The following is a 19253-nucleotide window of genomic DNA, read 5'->3' on the forward strand; positions in this document are numbered from 1 at the left end:
GCCGGATCGTCGGCGACAGGGACGGGTCGGGACGACCCGGGAACAAGGGGACCGACCATGCTCAGACGCACCCTCGCCGCCGTGCTGCTCGGGGGCATCGCCCTCGCCGGTTGCACCGCGTCCGGCACATCGCCCGACGGCACGGGGACGCCGAGCCGCGCCGACGAGCTCTGGAAGCAGCGCACCGACTTCGTCGGCGACAACTCCCGCGTCATCTGGCTGACGCGGGCCGCCGGCTTCGGGCCCGACGGCTCCTACACGATCTCGCTGCAGACCGCGACGAAGCCGTACGGCCTCTCGGTCACCTTCGACAAGGGCGCCAAGGCCACCGAGGCCACCGAGGCCACCGAGGCCACCGACAAACCGTTCGACCAGACCGACTTCACCTCGGCGTCGACGCTGCTGCTCGGCACCGTCGCCAACCTCGACGCCGTGCACGTCAAGGCTCCCGGTCACTCGTTCGACCTGACCGCGGCGCAGGCGACGAAGCAGCTCGGCTACGACGTGAAGACCCTGGGCCGCGACCAGCAGAAGCTGACGGCCTACGTCGACGCCCTCGACGACTGAAACTCTCGCGACCGAATGAGCGGGTCGTCGCTACCTTCGGTCTCATGACCCGACCCGAGAGCGTCGTCCGGCTGATCCGCTCGGACGCCCTCACCGACACCGCCCCCTACGCGTATGCCGCCACGACCGATGGTCCCGCGCGCCTCGTGTTCACGGCGGGCGCGTGCCCGCTCGACGACGCCGGCGGCACGGTGTCGCCGGGGGACATCCCAGCCCAGGCTCGCCGGTGCGTCGACAACCTGGTCACGGCGCTCGCCGCAGCGGGCGCGACGCTCGACGACGTCGTCTACACGCGGGTGCTCGTCGCGACGACAGCGCGCGAGGATCTCGTCGCCGCCTGGACGGTCGTCCACGACGCCTTCGGCGAGCACGAGGTGCCGAGCACGCTGCTCGGCGTCACGGTGCTCGGCTACCCCGACCAGCTCGTCGAGATCGAAGCCGTCGCAGCGCTCAGCTGACGATGTGGACCAGGTGCTCGCCTGCCGTGCCGTTGACGACGAGGGCTGCTCGCTCCCACGGCCGGTCGGCGGCGAGGAGGGGCTCCTCCGAGGCGGAGTACTCGTCCCAGAACGCCTCGGCCTCGGCCGGCGTGCGGCCCAGCTCGACGTCGCGCCGCAGACCCCGCTCGCGCGCGAGGTCGCGGTCGGACTGCACCCACACGACGGCATCCGCGTGCTCGGCGATGGACGCGCGGCCCGCGCCGACGCCCTCGAGCACGAGCACGCGTACGTCGTCGGGAACGCTCACCTGCCCGTCACGCTCCTTGGCCACCCAGCCCGGCGGCCGGTAGGCGATCGACTCACCGCGCCGCCACGGCTCGATGACGTGCTCGATGGCCAGGTCGTCCCAGGCCGTCATGTCGTGGTGCCACGCGATGTCGTCGGCGTGCACGACGGCGCCGTCGAGCAGACGTGCTGCTCGCTCGGCGAAGGTCGTCTTGCCGCCTCCCGAGCGACCGTCGACGAGCAGCACGGCGCGGTCGGGCGGCAGCAGCCTTCGCAGCGCCGCAGCGAGGGTCGTGTCGTCCGTCGACTGCCAGGGTGCGGCTTCGGGCTCCTCGGGGTGCAGGTGCATGCCCGGGAGTATGCCGTCAGGGAGCGGGGTCGGGCTCGTGGGTGGTCACGATGTCGTTGGCGGCGGCCCAGGCGGTGATGTCGCGCTTCTCGATCGCTGTCGCCATGAGGTCGGGGAACCGGTCGGGCGTGCACGCGAAGGCCGGCACGCCGACCGCCGCCAGGGCCTCGGCGTGGTTGGCGTCGAAGCTCGGTCGCCCCGAGTCGCTGAGCGCGAGGAGCGCGACCATCGTGGCGCCCGACGCGACGATGGAGGAGGCGCGGCGCACCATCTCCTCGGCGATGCCGCCCTCGTAGAGGTCGCTGATCAGTACGAGGATCGTGTCGGCGGGCTGCTCGATGAGCCCCTCGCAGTAGGCGAGCGCCTGGTTGATGTCGGTGCCGCCGCCGAGCTGCACGCCGAAGAGCACGTCAACGGGGTCGTCGAGCTCGTCGGTGAGGTCGACGACGGCGGTGTCGAAGACGACGAGCTTCGTCTCGACCGACCGCAGCGACGCGAGCACGGCACCGAAGACGCTCGAGTAGACGACCGACTCGGCCATCGATCCGGACTGGTCGATGCAGAGGATGATGCGCCGTTCGACTCGGTGCGCCCGCCGGGCGTAGCCGACGAGCCGCTCGGGCACGACGGTGCGGTGCTCCGGCTGGTAGTGCTTGAGGTTGGCCGCGACCGTCCTGTTCCAGTCGATGTCAGAGTGCCGCGGCCGGCGGGTGCGTGCGGCCCGGTTGAGGGCGCCCGTGACTGCCTGAACCGTCTCGGCGCGCAGCCGCTCCTCGAGCTCGTCGGTGACGACGCGCACGACCGCCCGGGCCGTGGCGCGCGACCGCTCAGGGATGACACGGCCCAGGCCGACGAGGGTCGTGACGAGGTTGATGTCCGGCTGCACGGCCTCCATCAGCTCGGGCTCGAGCAGCAGCTGCGTCAGGCCGAGCCGGTCCATCGCGTCGGCCTGCATGACCTGCACGACCGACGACGGGAAGTAGCCGCGGATGTCTCCGAGCCAGCGGGCCACCCGCGGGGCAGACGCACCGAGCCCGCTGCGGCGCTCGCCGTCGTAGAGCTCGCGCAGCGCCTCGTCGCGCTTGAGGTCGTCGGCGTCGAGCGCGGCCGCCTCACGGATGCCGTCGGACTGCTCGCCGCCGAGGACGAGCCGCCAGCGGGTGAGCCGGTCGCGCGCGACGGTGGGGTCGGTGGTCTGCTCGTCGTTCATGACGCCGCCTCCAGGCCGAGGAGGCGGGCGACCGCGGCGATCGCGGGTGCCGCCCGGTCGAGGTCGACGTCCGTCGAGCCCACCGAGGACGTACGCGTGCCGCTCGCGAGGTCGCGCAAGTGGCCTCCGATGAGGCGGCGTTCGGCGGGCTGGTAGCGCGCGAAGGTGCGGCGCACGAGGGGCAAGAGGTCCTCAAACGCCTCCTCGGACGCATCGACCAGCCACTCGTCGATGATCGACAGCAGGTCGTCGCCGTGGACGAGCAGCAGCGCCTCGCCGGTGAGGAACCCGTCGAGCCACGCGGCCGCGGCGGGCGCCGGGGTGCCGGGCGAGAGCCGGCGGCTCAGCCGGGCAGCCGCGTCGGCGTGCTCGAGGAGACCGCCGTCGAGCAGCAGCCGGTTGACGCGGCCGGCGACTGCGCCGTGGATCACCTCGTCGCGCCCGACGGTGAGCAGCGCCTGGTGCCAGGGGTCGCGCAGGTCGTCGCGGTCGACGAGGGCGACGCCGCGGTGGGCCGCCTCGATGGCGGTGCGCATGCGGGCCGCGCTGTCGTCGTCGAGGCCGGCGCAGGCGGCGCGCAGGCCGACCGACGCGCGCACGACGACGGTCTGGAGCACGTGCGTCACGTCGGCGACGTCGATCCCGCGCACGTCGCCGTAGCGGCACGTGCGGGCGAGCGGCTCGACCGTCTCGAGGAGGGCCTGGGTGTCGTGCTGCCGGGCCGTGCGGTCGGCGAGGGCCGCGACGACGGCGCGCAACCCGTCGGGCAGGTCGGCGAGCAGGCACTGCTCGATGAGTCCCCCGAGGACTCCGAGGTCGGAGGCCGCCTCGGCCTCCTCTGCCACCTTCGACTCGGCGGCGCTGCGCACCGTCGTGCCGTGCAGGCTCGCCTCGATGACGGCGACGGCGAGCTCGGGCGTCCACTCGAGCTCCCACGCCTCCTTGAAGGTGCCCGTCGAGCGGCCGGCGTCGACCTGGCTGCCCCAGTGGACGTCGAGGATCGCGAGCCGGTGCAGCAGCACCGACCGGGCGAGCTGGGACTCGCGCCGCAGGTCGAGCTGGACGACGGCCGAGGTCGCGGAGACCTTGAGGCGCAAGGACCTCTGCTGCTTCGCGAGGTCGCTGGCGAGCGGGACCATGGGCGTCGACTCGGGCACGTGACCGAGCTCCTCGCCGATGACGAGCGTGCGGTCGATGAGCCGCAGCGGCAGGTCGGCGCCCTCGGTGAGCACGGCCCGGGCGGCGTCGGTGAGCTCGCTCAGCCCGACCGAGGGTCGACCCCGCACGGCGGCCAGCGCACCCGCGAGTCGCGTCGCCTCGACCACCGACGCCGTGGACGCGTCGAGGTTCTCGCCGCGCAGGGCTCGGGCCACGCGCACGAACCACGACGGCACGACCTCGTCGTCGGGGGTGACGAAGAGGTGCTGGTACCACCCCGGCGAGCGGACCCCGGCGCCGTAGCCACTGGCGTACGCGAGCCGCCCGGAGCTCCACGGTGCCCACGTCGCGGCGACCTTGACCTTGGGCAGCTTGGCGAGCAGGGCGTTGTCGCGGCTGGCCGGTGGGAACGACGCAGGGTCGAGCGCCGGCGCGTGGTAGGCGCCGCACACGAACGCGACCCGCTCGCGCCGGGCCTTGAGTTCGGCGCGGATCACCTTGCGCATGAAGGCTTCTCGCCGATCATCGTCATCGACGTCGAGGTCTCCGCGGACGCCCTGCATCGCCTCGCGCAGCTGGGCGAAGTGCGCGAGAGACGACGTGCGCCGGTGCTCGATCGCGTCCTCCCACCAGCGCTCGGGGTCGTCGTAGCCGGCCGCCGAGGCGAGCGCGGTGATCGGGTCGGGGCGCTCGCCGCGACGCCGACGTGGACGACGCTCGCCGCCGGCGTCCTCAGGCGCGTCGGCGAGGAAGTGGGCCGCGGGCAGGTCGGCGAAGCGGACGTCGACCCCGTGCGCGAGGGCCCACTGGAGCGCCACCCACTCGGGCGAGAACACGGCGAAGGGGTAGAACGCCGCGCGACGGGGCTCGTCGACGGCGTAGACGAGTCCCGCGACCGGTGGCACGAGCTCGGAGTCGGCGGCCAGGGGGATGAGGGCGTCGAGCTCGGGCGGACCCTCGATGAGCACGACGTCCGGCTGGAGCTCATCAAGCGCCTGCGCGACGGACCGCGCCGACCCGGGGCCGTGGTGGCGCACGCCGAGCACCTCCACGCGCGGCGCCGGGGCGGCAGGGGCAGCAGTCATGGTCAGCCCAGCTCGCGGCAGGCCCGGTAGAGGTCGGTCCACTCGCGGCGGTCCTTGACGACCGTCTCGAGGTACTCCTGCCAGACGATGCGGTCCTGGACCGGGTCCTTGACGACCGCGCCGACGAGCCCGGCCGCGACGTCGTCGGCCCGCACGATGCCGTCACCGAAGTGGGCCGCGAGCGACAGGCCGTTGGTCATCACCGAGATCGCCTCGGCCGTCGACAGCGTCGCCGACGGCGACTTCACCGTCGTGCGCTGGTCTGCGGTCACGCCCGAGCGCAGCTCGCGGAACACCGTGACGACGCGCTCGATCTCGGCGAGCGACTCGAGGGCAGCCGGCAGCTCGAGCGACCGCCCGAGGGAGTCGACGCGGGTGCGGACGATCTCGACCTCCTGCTCGAGCGAGTCGGGCAGCGGCAGCACGAGCGTGTTGAAGCGGCGCTTGAGGGCCGATGACAGGTCGTTGACGCCCTTGTCGCGGTTGTTGGCGGTGGCGATGACGTTGAAGCCCTGCAGCGCCTGCACCTGGGTGTCGAGCTCGGGGACCGGCAGCGTCTTCTCCGACAGGATCGTGATGAGGGCGTCCTGGACGTCGGCCGGGATGCGGGTCAGCTCCTCGATGCGCACGAGCGCGCCCGTCTCCATGGCTCGCATGACCGGGCTCGGCACCAGGGCCGCGCGCGTCGGGCCCTCGGCGAGCAGGCGGGCGTAGTTCCAGCCGTAGCGCAGCGACTCCTCGGGCGTGCCCGCGGTGCCCTGGACGACGAGCGTCGACGACCCGCTGATCGCGGCGGCGAGGTGCTCGCCCACCCACGTCTTCGCGGTGCCGGGCACGCCGAGCAGGAGCAGGGCACGGTCGGTCGCCAGCGACGCGACGGCGACCTCCATGAGCCGGCGCGAGCCGAGATACTTCGGCGTGATCTCGGTGCCGTCGTCGAGCGTGCCGCCGAGCAGGTAGGTCGTGACCGCCCACGGCGAGAGCCGCCAGCGAGGCGGCCGCGGGCGGTCGTCGGAGGCCGCGAGCGCGGCGAGCTCGGATGCATACGCATCCTCGGCATGCGCCCGCAGGACGGTTGCAGGCGTGGGGGATTCGCTCATCTGAAGGCCTCGGTGATCGATCGCTTGACGGAGTGGAACTGGAGGAGGTTGCGCAGGTTGGTGGAGAGCATCTGGTCGCCGCCGGCCTCGACCACCCACCGTTCGAGGGGGTCGAGCGCCGCGGGGTGCAGGCCGGTGAGCAGGTGGGGCATCGCCACCAGCACCATGGCCGACCCGACCTTCGAGGCACGCAGTCGAGAGAGGAGCGCGACGCTGAAGTCGGGCGACCAGGGCGGGTCGACCGAGCCGACGACGGCCCCGAGCTCGTGCACCCGGTCGGTCGTCGCGTCGACGCGTTGGAGGGCCACGCGCTCACGCGCCTCGCGCGGCAGGGCAGGCACGAGCGTCGCGTCCCAGCCCCGCTCGAGCAGCGCTGCCGCCCACACGGGGTCGCGGCGGCCCCGCACGGCACGACGTATGCCGGCCAGCAGGTCGGGCTGCTGGGCGTCGGTCAGTCGCTTCACCGCCGTCGAGGGCTCGGCTCCGGTCAGCTCGGACCACACCTCGAGAGGGGCGCCCGCGCAGATCTGCTCGAGCCACCAGCCGCGGGCGGACCGGCGTGGCGGCGGCTTGCCGAGCCCGTCGCGCACGCCCGCGGGGTCGGGCTCACCGGGCAGCGTCACGTCCACACCGCGGCCGAGCAGCCCGGTGCGATGCACGAGGGGGCGCAGCCGCTCGGCCATCCGGGCGGCGCGCCGCGACCCGGGCAGGGCGTCGAGCAGCTCGGTGGCGGCCTCGCGCACCGTGCCGGCCCGGTCGTCGAGCGCCGACTCGAGGAGCGCCTCGTCGTCGGCGCCGAGGCCGACCCGGAGCGTCTCGAGGTGAGCGCGACGGTCGCGGGCGGAGTCCGTGGCCCACGTCGACTCGACGAGCTCGCGACCGCGCTCCGCATCGACGCCGCGCACCGTGGCGAGCACGGCCACCCGGTCGGTCGAGGGGAGCCGCGCCCACTCGTCGGCCGACGGAACGATGCCCGACACCCGCGACGCCGTGTGCGCCTCCGCCCCGGCGGTCGCGTCGGCGACCCACTCCCACTCCTCGCGCAGGGCGGCGAGCCACCTCCCGCGCTCGCCGAGCACGGCGGCCGTGGGCCGGCGCAGCTCGCGCGACCCGGTCGCCATGCCGAGGAGCAGCGGCAGCACGACCGGGGGGACGCGGCGGTCGGCGTCGTCGGCGGCGCGGAGCCAGTGCACCAGCAGGCCCACGCGCTGGGCGGCGCCGGCGGGGGGCTGGGTGAGCACGAGCTCGAGCAGCTGGACGGCCCGCCGTGGTGCGACCGGGCGGGTGTCGTCGGGGGCGGCGTCGGGCGGCTCGGCGTGGTCGAGCCGGCGCCCGGCCCGCAGCGCCGCGCCGCCGAGCGCAGCCGCGTCGAGCAGCGCCTCCTCGCGCGGGCCGGGCACCGCGCGAGGACGCACCGCTGCCKGCCCGAGGTCKGGCAGGTCGGGAACGGCGCGACGGGCCGTGCCGAGCAGCGCGGCGTTGCCGACCTCGCGCCACCACGTGTCGACGTCGGTCGCCCGACCGGTCACGACGTCGGTCACAGGCCCAGCACCTCGCCGTCGAGGACAACCGTGAGCGGTCGCAGGCGGGACTCCTCGAGCTCGCCGAAGAGCTGCGTGGGCCGGCCGCCGGTGACGGCGAGCAGCGACCACACGTCGGCGTCGTCGGCGAGGGCGACGCTCGCTCCGTCGGCGTCGACCACCCGGTCGAGCCCGATCCGCGCGTCGGAGAGCACCACCGGGCAGCGCCGCGCCCACGGGTTAAGCCCCCAGTCGGCGGCCGCTGCGGTGCGAGCGTCCTCCAGGGACGCACCGGACGGCATACGCACGTCGGCGTCGGCGACCACGGGCTCGTCGACGAAGAGGGCGCGGCGCACGGCAGCACCGGGGTAACGCGCGAGAGTCGCGTCGAGGCACGACCCGACGATGCGCGCGACGGGGAGCACCTGCCCGCCCGCGGCGAAGTCGAGCACCTGCACGGTCTCTCCGCTCGATCGGCCGCGCAGCCACGTGCGCTGCTGCTGGAGCCGGCCGTCGTCGGTGCGGTGGGCGCCCAGCACGAGCCACCGGTCGGTGACCGCGTCGGCGCGACGCACCGACTCGGTGCTCACCGACCAGCCGAGGTAGGCGCGGAGGTCACCGAGCTGGGCGTCTGTCAGCGACTCACGGGCCGCCCAGGCCCGAGTGGCCGTCCACCACCTGCCCAGCGCGACGAGCAGCCGCTCGGCCCAGTCGGGTCGACCGCTCACGGCACCACCGACCGAGCGGACGTCGTCGGCGAGACCGGGCAGCTGCGCGTCGACGAGCCGCGCAGCGGTGCCGTCCCACCACGCATACGACTGCTGGCGCGCGGACGCCGTGCCGCTGCGCGCGAGGTCGGTGAGCCAGCGGGCGAAGTCGTCCATGCCACCGTCCATGAGCGCGAGCCGTTCCTCGAGGCGCTTCGCCGCCGCGGCGGGGTCGGGCGTACGCGTGGGGCGGCCTGCGTCGTCCGCGGCCTTCGCGCCCGCCCGGGCCGAGCGCTCGGCCGCCCACTCCTGCGCGAAGCCGGCCGCCTCGGCCGCGTCGGCGACCGACCCGGCCCCGTCGACCCAGAGGAGCAGCAGGGCGAGCCCGTGCTTGCACGGGAACTTGCGGCTCGGGCACGAGCAGCGGAACGCGGGACCGGTGAGGTCGACGCTCACCTGGTAGGGCGTCTTGCCCGACCCCTGGCACTTGCCCCAGACGAGCACGTCGGTCGACCCGGTGTCGGACCACGGGCCGGGGCGCGCGAGCCTGCGGGCAGCCGCCAGCGACAAGGCGTCGGGGGCCAGGCCGGCCACCTGGGCTGGAGTCCATCGGGTCATGACTGGCACATCATGACCCACGCCTCCCACAGCGGGGGCGCAGTCAGCGCACCGCGTCGGCCGTCCTCGACCGTGAGGGCGCGTCGCTCGCGCCGGGCAGCACCGCGAGGGCGACCGTCAGGGCCACGGCGGCGAGGCCGACGACGGACGCCACGACCGCCCCCCACCCCCGGTCCGACCACGCGTAGCCGAGCACCCAGCCGACGACGGCCGAGCCGCTGTAGTACGCGACGTTGTAGAGGGCCGTGGCCTGGGCGCGGCCGGTCGTCGCGCGGGCGCCGACCCAGGCCGACGCGGTGGCGTGGGCGGCGAAGAAGCCCGCGGTGAGCGCGAGCAGCCCGAGCACGACGAGGGGCAGGGAGCCCGCGAGGGTGAGCAACGCACCGGCCGCCATGGTCACCGTGCCGCCCACCAGCACCTGCCGCCGCCCGAGACGTGGCACGAGGCGACCGGGCAGGCGCGAGCTCACGGTCCCGGCGGCATACGCGGCGAAGATCAGCGACCCCACGGTGGCGGGCAGGCTGAACTCGGGTCCCTCGAGCCGGAAGGCGAGGTAGTTGTAGACGGCGACGAAGCCGCCCATCAGCAGGGCCCCCTGCACGTAGAGGGCGACGAGCGCGGGGTCGCGCAGGCTCACGCGTATGCCGTCGGCGACCGTGCGCGCGGTCGCGCCGGACGGGCGGTAGCCGCGGGGCCTCGGCATGAGCCGGAGGAAGACGGCGGAGGCGATGGCGCAGACGACGGCGACGGTGAGCAGCGCGGGACGCCAGCCCACGAGACCGGCGAGCGGGCCGGCGACGAGGCGCCCGGCCGCGCCGCCGATCGTCGTGCCGGAGATGTAGGCCGCCGCGGCCGCCGCCGTGTGCCCGGGGTGCACCTCCTCGTGGAGGTAGGTGACCGCGAGTGCCGGCAGGCCGCCGAGCGCCATGCCCTCGACGAGCCGGAGAGCCAGGAGCACCTCGATGGTCGGGGCGAGGGCAACGAGCACGCCCAGGGCGGTCGAGGCGATGATCGCGACCTGCATGGCGCGCAGGCGACCCACGCGATCGGCGACCCACGACCACGGCAGCACCGCGAGGGCGACGCCGAGCGTGGCCACCGACACGGACAGCGCGGCGTCGGCCGGGCTCACCCCGAGACCCCGCGCGAGCGTCGGCAGCAGTCCTTGGGGGGAGTAGAGCTGCGCGAACGTGGCGATGCCGGCCGCGCCGAGGCCGGCGAGGATGCGGCGGTACTCGCGGCTCGCAGGAAGGTGGCCGTCCCAGGACATGCGATCGACGCTAGGCGGATGCGACTCAGAGCACCAATGCATGTCACGTCCACGACTCATACGATCGAGGCATGAGACCGACCGAGTTCCGGGCCGTGGTGCGGCTGCTGCCCGTCTTCGTCGTCGTGGCCGAGGAAGGCCAGGTCACGACCGCGGCGGCCGTCCTCGGCATGCCGCAGCCCACCGTCAGCCGGGCCCTGGCCCGCCTGGGTGCGCTGCTCGGCACGCCCGTCGTCGAGAGGGAGGGGCGCGGAATCACGCTCACCGCCGCCGGCCGTGCGCTGCTGCCCTTCGCGCAGGAGGGGGTCACCGCGCTCGAGCGGGGCGTCGACGCCGTCACCGGGTCGGGCACCGTCGGCCACGGCACGGTCGGGCTGTCCTTCCAGACCCTGCTCGGCGAGGCCGTGGTGCCCGCGCTCATCCGACGCTTCCGCGACCGGTTCCCCGGCGTGCGCTTCGAGCTCTCCCAGGGCTCACGGCAGAAGGCTCTCGACGACTTCGGGGCCGGCCGGTGCTCGGTCGCGCTCGTGGCCTCGCCGCCGGACGTCGCCGGCGGGTCGAGCACGGTCCTCTACGACGAGCCGCTCGTCGTCGCCGTGCACCGGTCGCACCACGCGGCGGGGCTCACCTCGATGTCCGTCGAGAGCCTTGCCGCCGGGGGCCACGACGACCTCATCGTGCTCAAGACCGGCTTCGGCCTGCGCGGCCGGGTCGAGGAGATCTACGCCGACGCCGGTGTGCCCCTCCGGGTCGGGTTCGAGGCCGAGGACGTCCACACCGCAAGGGGACTCGTGGGTGCCGGTCTCGGAGTGGCGATCCTCCCGGCCTTCGCGCCCGAGGGTGACGTCGTGCCCGTGGCCCTCGACCACCCGCAGGCGCTGCGCACCATCGGCGTGCTCGTGCGGAACCCGACGCACGACCCGACGGTGGCTGCGTTCGAGGACTTCGTCGTGCGCTTCGGCCGGACGATCGCGCTCGCGGCCCTCAGCCGGCGAGCTTGATGACGAGGGTGATGAGGCCGGCGACGAGCAGCCCGGCGGCGGCGATACCGGCGACGGCGAGCGTGATCCGCCGGTCTCGGCCCTTTGGCTCGCGCGGACCGAGGGCCTCGGCCGCCTCCGGCAGCTCTCGGCCTTCACCGGAGGCCGCAGGCGGGTCGACCTCGAGGTCCTCGAGGTCCTCGAGGTGCTCGATGAGGTGCTCTCGGTCGGGGGATCCTGAGGTCATGGGCACTCCATCGATCGGCGGGGCTTGCGCGTGGCTGCACAAGGGGTGGCGCACACGTGTTGTGGCACAAGGAAAACGAGCCTAGCCCCGACCGCGTCACGCCGTCGGGTCAACCCGCCGTGGGCTCGCCCGCGACGGGCGCGGTGCCGACGCCGGGCACGGAGCCACGGCGCTCCTCGTTGAGCACGGCCGCGGCGCGGACGGGGTCGCTGTCGAGGTGCGTGGCGTCGCACAGGGCGCTGACCTCGTCGGTCGCGCCGGCGGCTGCGAGGTGCAGCGAGGTCGACTGGGCGATGCGGCGCAGAGCCGGTCCGTGCGCCTCGAACGCCGTGTGCTGGTGCGCGGCGAGCACCACAGCATCGGGCTGGAGCGTCAGACAGGTGACGGCGAGCTCGGTGGTCGGGGTGTCCGCCCCGAGGTAGCAGGTGCGCCAGCCGAGGCGTGAGAGTGCGAGCGACATTGCCATCAGGCCGAACTCATGGTGTTCGCCCGGCATGCAGGCGAGGACGGCGAGCGGTCCCTCGCTGCGAGCCTCGGAGTTCATGAGCAGCGAGAGCCGGGTGCGCAGGACGTTGCTCGCGAAGTGCTCCTGTGCGACGCCGATCGCCCCCTGCGACCATCTCTCGCCCATGGCGTGGAGGTAGGGGATGACGACGTGCGACAGAGCGTCCTCGAGGTCGAGCTCGGTGAAGACCTGGCTGAGCACGCGGTGACCGCCGGCCTCGTCGAAGCTCTCGAGGGTCTGCTCGAGCTGGTCGATCCACTCGGTGGTCGGGGTGCGCGCGGACATTCGCGGCGGGCTCCTTCGCGGGGGTGCGTCGTCTCCACGGGGCCGGCCCGGGACTTGGGCCGGGGCCCAACCGACGCGTCATACCCAGTCGCCCGCACGTCGTCACGCGCGGGCGGCTCGTCGGTCGAGCCCTAGAGGGCGCTCATCATCGCGTCGCAGCCGCCCCGCATCGGCATGGCGGCCTTGTGCCCTGTCGTTGCTGTCGGCAGGCGCAGGTCGGTGACGGACGTCGTCACGACGGTGGTCGACGGGGTGGAGGCCTTGGGTGCCGCGGCGGCCGACGATCCGACCGGGGCCGCGAGGGCAACGAGTGCCGAGGCCGCGACGGCGGTCAGGGCGCTGCGACGGGTGAGTCTGCTGCGCATGTCCATCGCTCCAGTCTGCGCCCGCCTGGAGGAGCCGTCCATAGCCACGGCTCGCCGAGGGCGAGGGACGGGCGATGGGCGGCTCCGGGGCAGGGGTGGTGCGGGTCAGACCTGGGGCAGCCGGGTGAGGGCGAACGTGGCGGTCTCGGGTGACGGCACGCCGAAGCGCGCGTTGACGACCCAGAGTGAACCGAGCGCGGCGGTCGTGGTCGACGGCACGTCCAGGGTGGCATCGGTCAGGGTCCTGACCCACGTCGCGCTCCACCTGTCGCCACGCCGCCGCATACGCGTCGCGACGACGTCGGCGCCGCCGGCACCACGCACGTTGTACAGGGTCCTGCCGACGAGCTCGAGGCCGTCGCCGCTCACGATCGGCGGACCATCCATGACGTGGATCCTGCGGGTCATGCCGGTTCGACCGTCGACCTGCCACAGGCCGCCGGACGTGCTGTGGTTGAGCACGAGCGCCCCGTCGGGCAGACGGCGTATGCCGTTGGCGTTGAACGCGCCAGTGCTTCCCGGCCACTCTCCTGTGAGGTTCACGAAGCGGGCAGCGGCACCGGTCGGCCGACCGTGGCTCGTCAGCCGGACGACGGTGAGCCGGTTCACCGAGGAGTCGGTCGCCCAGACGGCGCGACGGCTGAGCACGAGGTCGTTGAGGAAGCCGGCGCCCGGCACCATGGTGTCGCTGACGACGCGACCGGACCTGGAGCTGACGGCCCAGATGTGCCCGTCGGCGCCGACGCTGCCGACGGCCCAGACGAGCCCGGTGCGATGGTCGAAGAAGAGCCCGCGCAGGGAGCGGCCGGTCGCGCCCGCGAGGAGGGTTCGGACCATGCCGGTGCGCAGGTCGCCCTTGACGATGCGCCCGTCGGCGACGGAGCCGACGTAGAAGGTGGAGCCCGGGCCCGAGGTGATGCCCTCGGGCTGCGTGCCGTTCGGGAGGGCGACGGTGTGCGGGAGGTGGCCGTTGGAGCGGGCCTTGGCGGAGGCGACCGGGGAGGTCAGGGCGGTGACGGCGACGGCTGCTGCCGAGCCGAGGACGAGGCGACGCGAGGGGGTGCCTAGGTGCACGGCGAGGTGGTTGTCCATCCTCAAATGCTGGGCCGCGCCTTCGGCAGATGTCGAGACGTTGAGGCTGAACCTTTGACGCGGATGTGCCGTTACACGTGCGCGGCACACCCGCGTCGGCTGGACCGTGTGGTCAGCGGAAGAGGTCGAGCTTGTCGTGCTTCTCGGCGAGCAGGTAGTAGACGGTGACGCGGTTCTTCGTGCGGTCGCCCTTGAGCTTCTGACCGACCTCGGCGAGCGAGGCGTCGAGGTCGGCGTCGGAGTTGGTGAGGGCGAGCTTCTTCTTCATGAATCCGTCACGGACACGGTCGAGCTCGGTCTTGTCGCTGAACGAGACGAGTGACGAGTCGCGCTTGTGCAGGGCGATCCCGCAGTGGCGGACGATGCCCTTGATCGCGGCGTCGTCGGCGTCGGGAGAGTACTTCTTGACGTCTGCTGCCCAGTCTTCTGCCATGTGCGTCGTGCCCCTCTTCTTTGAATGGCGTGAACACGATCGACGCTAGACCCCCGCGCCCGCCGGAGGAGGTAAGACATCACATGTTCAGGTTGTCCACAGCCGGGCGCGACGGCGTCGGAAGGGGTCAGACGGTGAGCTTGGCCCAGGTGCGCGGTCCGGCGATGCCGTCGGCGGTCAGGCCGCGCGACCTCTGGAACGCCTGGGTCTTCGTCGTGGTCGTCGCACCGAAGGAGCCGTTGGCCGTGACGCTGTAGCCCCGGTGCGTCAGCAGCTGCTGCACTGCGACGACGGCCTGGCCGCTCGAGCCCTGCTTGACCGTGACGACGAGGGCGGTCCAGGTCTTCGGGCCGACGACGCCGTCGGCAGCCAGGCCCTTCGAGCGCTGGAAGGCGATGACCCGGCTCTCGGTCGTCGGGCCGAACGCGCCGTCGACGGTCAGGGAGTAGCCGCGGTGGCGGAGCAGGTGCTGGATCGCCGTGGTGCGGAAGCCGTTGGCGCCCCGCTTGACGGTGGTCCACACGATGGGAGCGGGTGCCGGAGCGCCGCCACCGATCCGCCGGGCGAGGGCCGCGAGCCGCGCGTCGCCGGGGCGCACGTTGATCTCGAAGTGCATCTCGTCCTTGCGGCCCGAGTAGTCGCCGCCCCAGCGGACGACGCCGTTGCACGCCGACACGATGGAGTGGATCTTGGTGCGTTGGGCCGCCGAGAAGGTGCCGGACTTGCCGAGCGGGTGGCGCGGTGCGTTCACGTCGATCGCGGTGCCGCTCGAGTGGTTCGACAGCGACGTGCTGCCGGAGATGACGCGGTAGCTGTGGCCCCAGCACCAGCCCTTGACGAGGGCCTCGACCTCGTTGTTGTACCGACGGGCCACGTAGCCCAGCACGGTGTGCACGTCGCCACGGCGCACGCCGGCCGGGAAGGTGGCGGAGCCGACGGACAGGGCGGCGAGCGGGATGGCGGACGACGAGCCGGCCGGCCAGCCGTTCTGCGACGTCGCGGCCTGGGCCGCGCTGCCGGTGACGGCGACGAGGCCGCCGGCGAGGAGGAGGCCTCCGGCGCCGCGGATGAGCGTGCGGCGGCCGAGTTCTGGGCTGGCGGTTTCGTGGAGCTCACACATGACTACCCCTGATCGAGTCGTTGGCGCGGGACTGGCGCGTGGATGGCACGGCCGCGGCTGCGTCCGCAGCGCCGAGGCTAGGGGCGGGTGCTCGGGCGGTACATGGGGAGAACTACCCGGGTCACGGTGCCGGCTGCTCCGTGCCGGAGGCGACGAGCGCGTCGCCGACGGCCGTGCGCCAGTAGAGCACCTCACGGCCCGAGCGTCGGCGCAGCACGACGCCGGCGGACAGCAGCACCTTGAGGTGGTCGCCGACCGAACCCACCGCGAGGCCTGTGGTCGCAGCGAGTCCGCTTGTGCTGGAGGGTGATTCGAGGGCGACGAGAAGACGCGCACGGTTGCGTCCGACCAGGCGTTCCAGGCCGTCTGGCGCCCCCGCGTCCACGCGAGCCAGCGCTCCCGCGACGGGGTAGTAGACGGCATATCTCCTCGGGAGCAGCCAGCCGACCCAGCGGGCGCGGTGGTTGACGGGCACGAAGAAGAGGTCGGCGTCGTCGGGCAGGACGCGCGAGGGCAGGTCGTAGTCGTTGATCCGCAGGTGGCCGTCGCCGACCCACTCGCGGTCGCGGCCGAGGTCGCGCAGGACGGCCGCCCAGCCCTGAGTGGCGAGCCGCGAGGTGCGCGCGACGACGTCGGCCCGGAGGATCCGCTCCCGGCGGGCCCAGTCGGTGGCGAGCACATGGGTCCAGACCCACTCGAGCAGCAGGATGCCGTGCTCGGTGAGCCCGTCGCGCAGCAGGACGTCGGGCAGGTCGCGAGTGGGCGAGCTCTCGGCGAGGTGGTCGCGCATGACGTCGTCACCGAGGTCGCGCACGTCGTCGAGCTCCTGCTCGAAGGTGCGCCCGCCGGCCGCTGGTGGAAGGCACAGCCAGTCGGAGATCCACTGCGGCTTCCAGCTGTGGTCGAGCACCGCCCGCCGCACGGGGTGCTCGTCGAGCATCGCCTGGAAGGCCTCGCCGTGGGCGGCGGCGAGCGCGCGCCCCTCGGGGTCGGACGGGCGGACGAGGTCGTTGAGGGCGCCGACCGTCTCGATGCGCGGAGACACGACGAAGCGGCTCCTGGCCAGCAGGTCGGCCGAGATCTGCCACGTCCCCATGTTTCGCCTCCATCCGAAACGTTAGCGTCCCGGGTGCCGCACCCGGCACGGTGAGGGCGTGAAGACGTACCGCCAGCTGTTCGCCGTGCCCGAGTTCCGCGTCCTCTTCCTCGTCCAGTGCCTCAACATCGGGGCGTATGCCGTCGCGTCCCTCGCGCTCGGCACGATCACCTTCGCGGCCACCGGGTCGCCGGTCCTCACGGCGCTCGCGATGTTCGGCGCACCGCTGATGCGCATCGTGGGGCAGGCGCTCTTCGGCTCGGGCTCCGACCTCGTGCGCCCCCGGACGGCCCTGGTGCTCGTCGCGTCGACGACGCTCGTCACGGACCTGCTCCAGGCGATCCCGGGACTGGCGTGGGGCTGGCGCTTTGCCCTGCTCGCGGCCGGCCCGCTCATCACGTCCGCCCTCGGCGGCAGCATGATGGCGCTCGTCTCCGACATCCTGCCGCCCGACGGCTTCATCCTCGGCCGGGCCACGATGAACATCGCGGTCGGCGGGATGCAGATCGTCGGCTTCGGCATCGGCGGCCTGCTGCTCATCAGCTTCACCACCACGCAGCTCTTCCTGGGATCCGCGGCAGCGCTGCTCGTGGCCGTCCTGCTCCTCCGCCTCGGGCTGTCCGACCATCCGCCGCGCCATGCGGGTGCGTCCGTCGTGAAGCGCACCCGCGAGGTCAACCGCCGGCTGCTCGGCTCGCGCGTCGTCCGCCCGATCTACCTCACGCTGTGGGTGCCGAACGGGCTCATCGTCGGGTGTGAGGCGCTCTTCGTGCCGTTCGCGGGCGAGCGGGCCGGCTACCTCTTCGCCGTGACAGCGGCGGGCATGCTGCTCGGTGACGTGGTCGTGGGACGGTTTCTCTCGGTTCCCTTGCGGGACAGCCTGATCGGCCCGTTCCGGTTGCTGCTCGCGGTGCCGTACCTCGCGTTCTTCCTCGTCCCGTCGCTGCCGTATGCCGCCGTGCTCGCCTTCGTCGCCTCCGCGGGCTACTCCGCCGGCCTCCCCCTTCAGGAGCGGCTGGTGACACACACGGACGCGAAGGCGCGCGGCCAGGTGTTCGGCCTGCAGGGCACCGGCCTCATGGTCGGCCAGGCCCTCGGCGCCCTCCTCGGCGGAGCCGTCGCGACCGCGCTGGGGATGGGGCCCGAGGCCGCGGCGAAGGCCATGGGCGTCATGGCGGTGGCCTCGGTCGTCGTCTCGGTCGCCCTCACTCCCGGCCTGCGCCGCTCCCGGCCGGGCGCCGGGGTGCTCGCGCCCGCCCTGGCTCCAGGGCCACGCTGAAGCGGGCTGCCCTCCGGCGTACGAAACGGGTGTGGAGGTCGGTCGGTGCCCCGGTGCGTGGTGGGGCGGCGGCGCGGTAGAACCACCGCTTCGCGAGCTCGACGAGCGCGAGGTAGGTGACAACCATCGCCACGAGGGCCGCGAACGGTAGGAAGAGTGACGCGGCCGACCGAGATGCCGACGTCGGCGGCATGCAGGGCGAGCGCGTCGTTGACGCTGTCGCCGAGGAAGGCGACGCCTCCACCCCCGTGCCGGTGAGCCCGGACGATGCGCGCCTTGTGCTCGGGGCTGACCCGGGCGAAGACGGTGGTGGCGGTCACCGCGTCGACGAGCTGCTCGTCGTCGAGGGTGTCGAGGTCGGTCCCGGTGAGCACGCCCTCTCCCGGCAGGCCCAGGTCGTGGCAGACCTTGGCCGCCACGACGGCATTGTCACCCGTCACGACCTTGACCCGGATGCCGAGCGCGGCGAGCCGCGCGAGGGCGGCTGCGGCGTCGGGTTTGGGCGGGTCGAGGAAGACGAGCAACCCGACCAGCTGCAGGTCGTGCTCGTCGGCGGGGAGCGGGGCTCGGGACCAGGCGACCGGGCGGGTCGCCACCGCGACGACGCGGTTGCCCGCCGCCAACTCGGCGTCGAGGGCGGCGCGGGTGGCCGGCGCCACCTCGGGGCACCGCGCGAGCACGGTCTCCGGGGCGCCCTTCGTCACGAGGTGGACGGCACCGGCGTCGTCGCGCAGGGCGACGGAGAGCATCCGCCGCTCGTGGTCGAAGGGAAGCTGGCCGACCACCTCGTGGCCCGTCAGCGAACGGCGTGCGGCGGCGGTGGCCGGCGACTCCCAGAGGGCCTGGTCGAGCGGGTTGCCGGCGACGGCGGCCGCCTCGCCCTGGACGTGGTCGGAGCAGAGCAGCCCCCAGCGCACCACGTCGTCGGAGCGACGCCCCACGACGGGCACGGCCCTCGCGAAGTCGATGCGTCCCGCCGTGAGCGTCCCGGTCTTGTCGGTGAAGAGCACGTCGACATCACCGAGGTCCTCGATGCAGACGAGCCTCTTGACGAGCACCTTGCGCCGACCCATCTGCCGCGACCCGGCGGCCAGGCTCGTCGACACCACCGCGGGCAGCAGCTGCGGCGTGATGCCCACGGCGACGGCGAGGGAGGCGGACGCGTCGACCGCCTCGGTCGTCTTCTCCACCGGTTGCGACTCGCCCGACAGCACCGACTCGTCGCATTCGAGGCCCGCGACCGTTACGAGGCGCAGGTCGGCCGGCACCACCTCGCCGAGGGTCAGCAGCACGACGTCACCGGGCACGAGGGTCGTGACGTCGACCCGGGCCACGTCGCCGTCGCGCAGCACCACGGCGTCGTGGCTGACCTGCGAGTGCAGGGATGCGGCGGTCACCGCCCGTCGTCGAGCCACCTCGTCCGCGGTGAGGCCGGTTGTCGGGTCGACGCCGAGGGAGGTCAACACCTCGGGTGTGGGTCGGCCCGCGGCGGTGCGGATGGACGTCGTCGCGTGGCTGGGTGCCGACACCCGCGAGCTCACA

The 19253-nt window shown here is 73.4% G+C and carries 18 protein-coding genes and 1 pseudogene; 4 read left to right on the forward strand and 15 right to left on the reverse strand.

The window, feature by feature from the left end; all coding sequences use genetic code 11:
• Positions 1-57: 57 nt before the first annotated feature.
• On the forward strand, positions 58-567 hold the full coding sequence (locus tag AC1DE0_RS08010) for a DUF4825 domain-containing protein (RefSeq protein WP_478099025.1): 510 nt from the start codon (positions 58-60) through the stop codon (positions 565-567).
• Positions 568-611: 44 nt separating this feature from the next.
• A complete protein-coding gene (locus AC1DE0_RS08015) occupies positions 612-1025 on the forward strand; it encodes a RidA family protein (protein ID WP_478099027.1) in 414 nt (137 codons plus the stop codon).
• On the opposite strand, the gene AC1DE0_RS08020 is transcribed toward AC1DE0_RS08015, so the two are convergent.
• From AC1DE0_RS08020 to AC1DE0_RS08050, 7 genes are read right to left on the reverse strand one after another with little or no spacing between them, the layout of a single operon-like run.
• Positions 1018-1641 (reverse strand): uridine kinase family protein, encoded by a 624-nt coding sequence (locus tag AC1DE0_RS08020; protein ID WP_478099029.1) that lies wholly within the window; start codon positions 1639-1641, stop codon positions 1018-1020. The two genes, AC1DE0_RS08015 and AC1DE0_RS08020, sit on opposite strands and share 8 nt — an antisense overlap.
• Positions 1642-1657: 16 nt before the next feature.
• Positions 1658-2851, reverse strand: a complete 1194-nt coding sequence (locus tag AC1DE0_RS08025) for a VWA domain-containing protein (protein ID WP_478099032.1) — start codon at positions 2849-2851, stop codon at positions 1658-1660.
• Positions 2848-5094: a DUF5682 family protein gene (locus AC1DE0_RS08030; protein WP_478099036.1), complete on the reverse strand. Its 2247-nt coding sequence runs from the start codon at positions 5092-5094 to the stop codon at positions 2848-2850. The genes AC1DE0_RS08025 and AC1DE0_RS08030 overlap by 4 nt, the downstream gene beginning before the upstream one ends.
• A 2-nt stretch (positions 5095-5096) precedes the next feature.
• Positions 5097-6194, reverse strand: coding sequence for an ATP-binding protein (locus AC1DE0_RS08035; protein WP_478099038.1), 1098 nt, complete (start codon positions 6192-6194; stop codon positions 5097-5099).
• Entirely contained in the window at positions 6191-7735 is a 1545-nt protein-coding gene (locus AC1DE0_RS08040) for a DUF5691 domain-containing protein (RefSeq protein WP_478099040.1), read from the reverse strand. Before AC1DE0_RS08040 ends, AC1DE0_RS08035 begins: the two co-directional genes overlap by 4 nt.
• Complete coding sequence (locus AC1DE0_RS08045; protein WP_478099043.1) at positions 7732-9039, reverse strand: SWIM zinc finger family protein; 1308 nt, start codon at positions 9037-9039, stop codon at positions 7732-7734. The genes AC1DE0_RS08040 and AC1DE0_RS08045 overlap by 4 nt, the downstream gene beginning before the upstream one ends.
• A 43-nt stretch (positions 9040-9082) precedes the next feature.
• Positions 9083-10309 (reverse strand): MFS transporter, encoded by a 1227-nt coding sequence (locus AC1DE0_RS08050; RefSeq protein WP_478099045.1) that lies wholly within the window; start codon positions 10307-10309, stop codon positions 9083-9085.
• A 71-nt stretch (positions 10310-10380) separates the two neighbouring features.
• Here AC1DE0_RS08050 and AC1DE0_RS08055 point away from each other — a divergent pair, with 71 nt between their 5' ends.
• On the forward strand, positions 10381-11310 hold the full coding sequence (locus tag AC1DE0_RS08055; protein WP_478099048.1) for a LysR family transcriptional regulator: 930 nt from the start codon (positions 10381-10383) through the stop codon (positions 11308-11310).
• On the opposite strand, the gene AC1DE0_RS08060 is transcribed toward AC1DE0_RS08055, so the two are convergent.
• The 7 genes from AC1DE0_RS08060 to AC1DE0_RS08090 form a co-directional block, all read right to left on the reverse strand.
• On the reverse strand, positions 11294-11536 hold the full coding sequence (locus AC1DE0_RS08060) for a hypothetical protein (protein ID WP_478099050.1): 243 nt from the start codon (positions 11534-11536) through the stop codon (positions 11294-11296). The genes AC1DE0_RS08055 and AC1DE0_RS08060 overlap by 17 nt on opposite strands.
• 109 nt (positions 11537-11645) lie before the next feature.
• Entirely contained in the window at positions 11646-12326 is a 681-nt protein-coding gene (locus tag AC1DE0_RS08065) for a cobalamin B12-binding domain-containing protein (RefSeq protein ID WP_478099052.1), read from the reverse strand.
• A 131-nt stretch (positions 12327-12457) separates the two neighbouring features.
• Positions 12458-12697: a hypothetical protein gene (locus AC1DE0_RS08070; protein WP_478099054.1), complete on the reverse strand. Its 240-nt coding sequence runs from the start codon at positions 12695-12697 to the stop codon at positions 12458-12460.
• A 99-nt stretch (positions 12698-12796) separates the two neighbouring features.
• Complete coding sequence (locus AC1DE0_RS08075) at positions 12797-13783, reverse strand: NHL repeat-containing protein (protein WP_478099056.1); 987 nt, start codon at positions 13781-13783, stop codon at positions 12797-12799.
• Between the two features lie 112 nt (positions 13784-13895).
• Positions 13896-14216 carry a DUF2853 family protein gene (locus AC1DE0_RS08080; protein WP_478099058.1) on the reverse strand — a complete coding sequence of 107 codons (321 nt, stop codon included), beginning with the start codon at positions 14214-14216 and terminating at the stop codon, positions 13896-13898.
• Positions 14217-14343: 127 nt separating this feature from the next.
• Complete coding sequence (locus AC1DE0_RS08085) at positions 14344-15336, reverse strand: peptidoglycan-binding protein (protein WP_478099061.1); 993 nt, start codon at positions 15334-15336, stop codon at positions 14344-14346.
• Positions 15337-15457: 121 nt separating this feature from the next.
• The gene (locus tag AC1DE0_RS08090; RefSeq protein WP_478099065.1) at positions 15458-16432 is read right to left on the reverse strand and encodes an ArsR/SmtB family transcription factor; all 975 of its coding nucleotides are present in this window, start codon (positions 16430-16432) and stop codon (positions 15458-15460) included.
• A 58-nt stretch (positions 16433-16490) separates the two neighbouring features.
• On the opposite strand from AC1DE0_RS08090, the gene AC1DE0_RS08095 reads away from it, so the two are divergent.
• Complete coding sequence (locus AC1DE0_RS08095; protein ID WP_478099067.1) at positions 16491-17711, forward strand: MFS transporter; 1221 nt, start codon at positions 16491-16493, stop codon at positions 17709-17711.
• Between the two features lie 194 nt (positions 17712-17905).
• Here the strand turns inward: AC1DE0_RS08095 and AC1DE0_RS08100 are convergent.
• A pseudogene (locus tag AC1DE0_RS08100) lies at positions 17906-19252 on the reverse strand (P-type ATPase actuator domain-containing protein); the annotation flags it as partial.
• Between the last annotated feature and the right edge of the window lies 1 nt (position 19253).

This window comes from Terrabacter sp. 05T424, from assembly GCF_056396225.1.

Excerpts from the sequence above, each read along its gene's own strand:
- AC1DE0_RS08010 (WP_478099025.1), top strand. The coding sequence starts at position 58 with ATGCTCAGACGCACCCTCGCCGCCGTGCTGCTCGGGGGCATCGCCCTC.
- AC1DE0_RS08015 (WP_478099027.1), top strand. The coding sequence starts at position 612 with ATGACCCGACCCGAGAGCGTCGTCCGGCTGATCCGCTCGGACGCCCTC.
- AC1DE0_RS08020 (WP_478099029.1), bottom strand. The coding sequence starts at position 1,641 with ATGCACCTGCACCCCGAGGAGCCCGAAGCCGCACCCTGGCAGTCGACG.
- AC1DE0_RS08025 (WP_478099032.1), bottom strand. The coding sequence starts at position 2,851 with ATGAACGACGAGCAGACCACCGACCCCACCGTCGCGCGCGACCGGCTC.
- AC1DE0_RS08030 (WP_478099036.1), bottom strand. The coding sequence starts at position 5,094 with ATGACTGCTGCCCCTGCCGCCCCGGCGCCGCGCGTGGAGGTGCTCGGC.
- AC1DE0_RS08035 (WP_478099038.1), bottom strand. The coding sequence starts at position 6,194 with ATGAGCGAATCCCCCACGCCTGCAACCGTCCTGCGGGCGCATGCCGAG.
- AC1DE0_RS08045 (WP_478099043.1), bottom strand. The coding sequence starts at position 9,039 with ATGACCCGATGGACTCCAGCCCAGGTGGCCGGCCTGGCCCCCGACGCC.
- AC1DE0_RS08050 (WP_478099045.1), bottom strand. The coding sequence starts at position 10,309 with ATGTCCTGGGACGGCCACCTTCCTGCGAGCCGCGAGTACCGCCGCATC.
- AC1DE0_RS08055 (WP_478099048.1), top strand. The coding sequence starts at position 10,381 with ATGAGACCGACCGAGTTCCGGGCCGTGGTGCGGCTGCTGCCCGTCTTC.
- AC1DE0_RS08060 (WP_478099050.1), bottom strand. The coding sequence starts at position 11,536 with ATGACCTCAGGATCCCCCGACCGAGAGCACCTCATCGAGCACCTCGAG.
- AC1DE0_RS08065 (WP_478099052.1), bottom strand. The coding sequence starts at position 12,326 with ATGTCCGCGCGCACCCCGACCACCGAGTGGATCGACCAGCTCGAGCAG.
- AC1DE0_RS08070 (WP_478099054.1), bottom strand. The coding sequence starts at position 12,697 with ATGGACATGCGCAGCAGACTCACCCGTCGCAGCGCCCTGACCGCCGTC.
- AC1DE0_RS08075 (WP_478099056.1), bottom strand. The coding sequence starts at position 13,783 with ATGGACAACCACCTCGCCGTGCACCTAGGCACCCCCTCGCGTCGCCTC.
- AC1DE0_RS08080 (WP_478099058.1), bottom strand. The coding sequence starts at position 14,216 with ATGGCAGAAGACTGGGCAGCAGACGTCAAGAAGTACTCTCCCGACGCC.
- AC1DE0_RS08085 (WP_478099061.1), bottom strand. The coding sequence starts at position 15,336 with ATGTGTGAGCTCCACGAAACCGCCAGCCCAGAACTCGGCCGCCGCACG.
- AC1DE0_RS08090 (WP_478099065.1), bottom strand. The coding sequence starts at position 16,432 with ATGGGGACGTGGCAGATCTCGGCCGACCTGCTGGCCAGGAGCCGCTTC.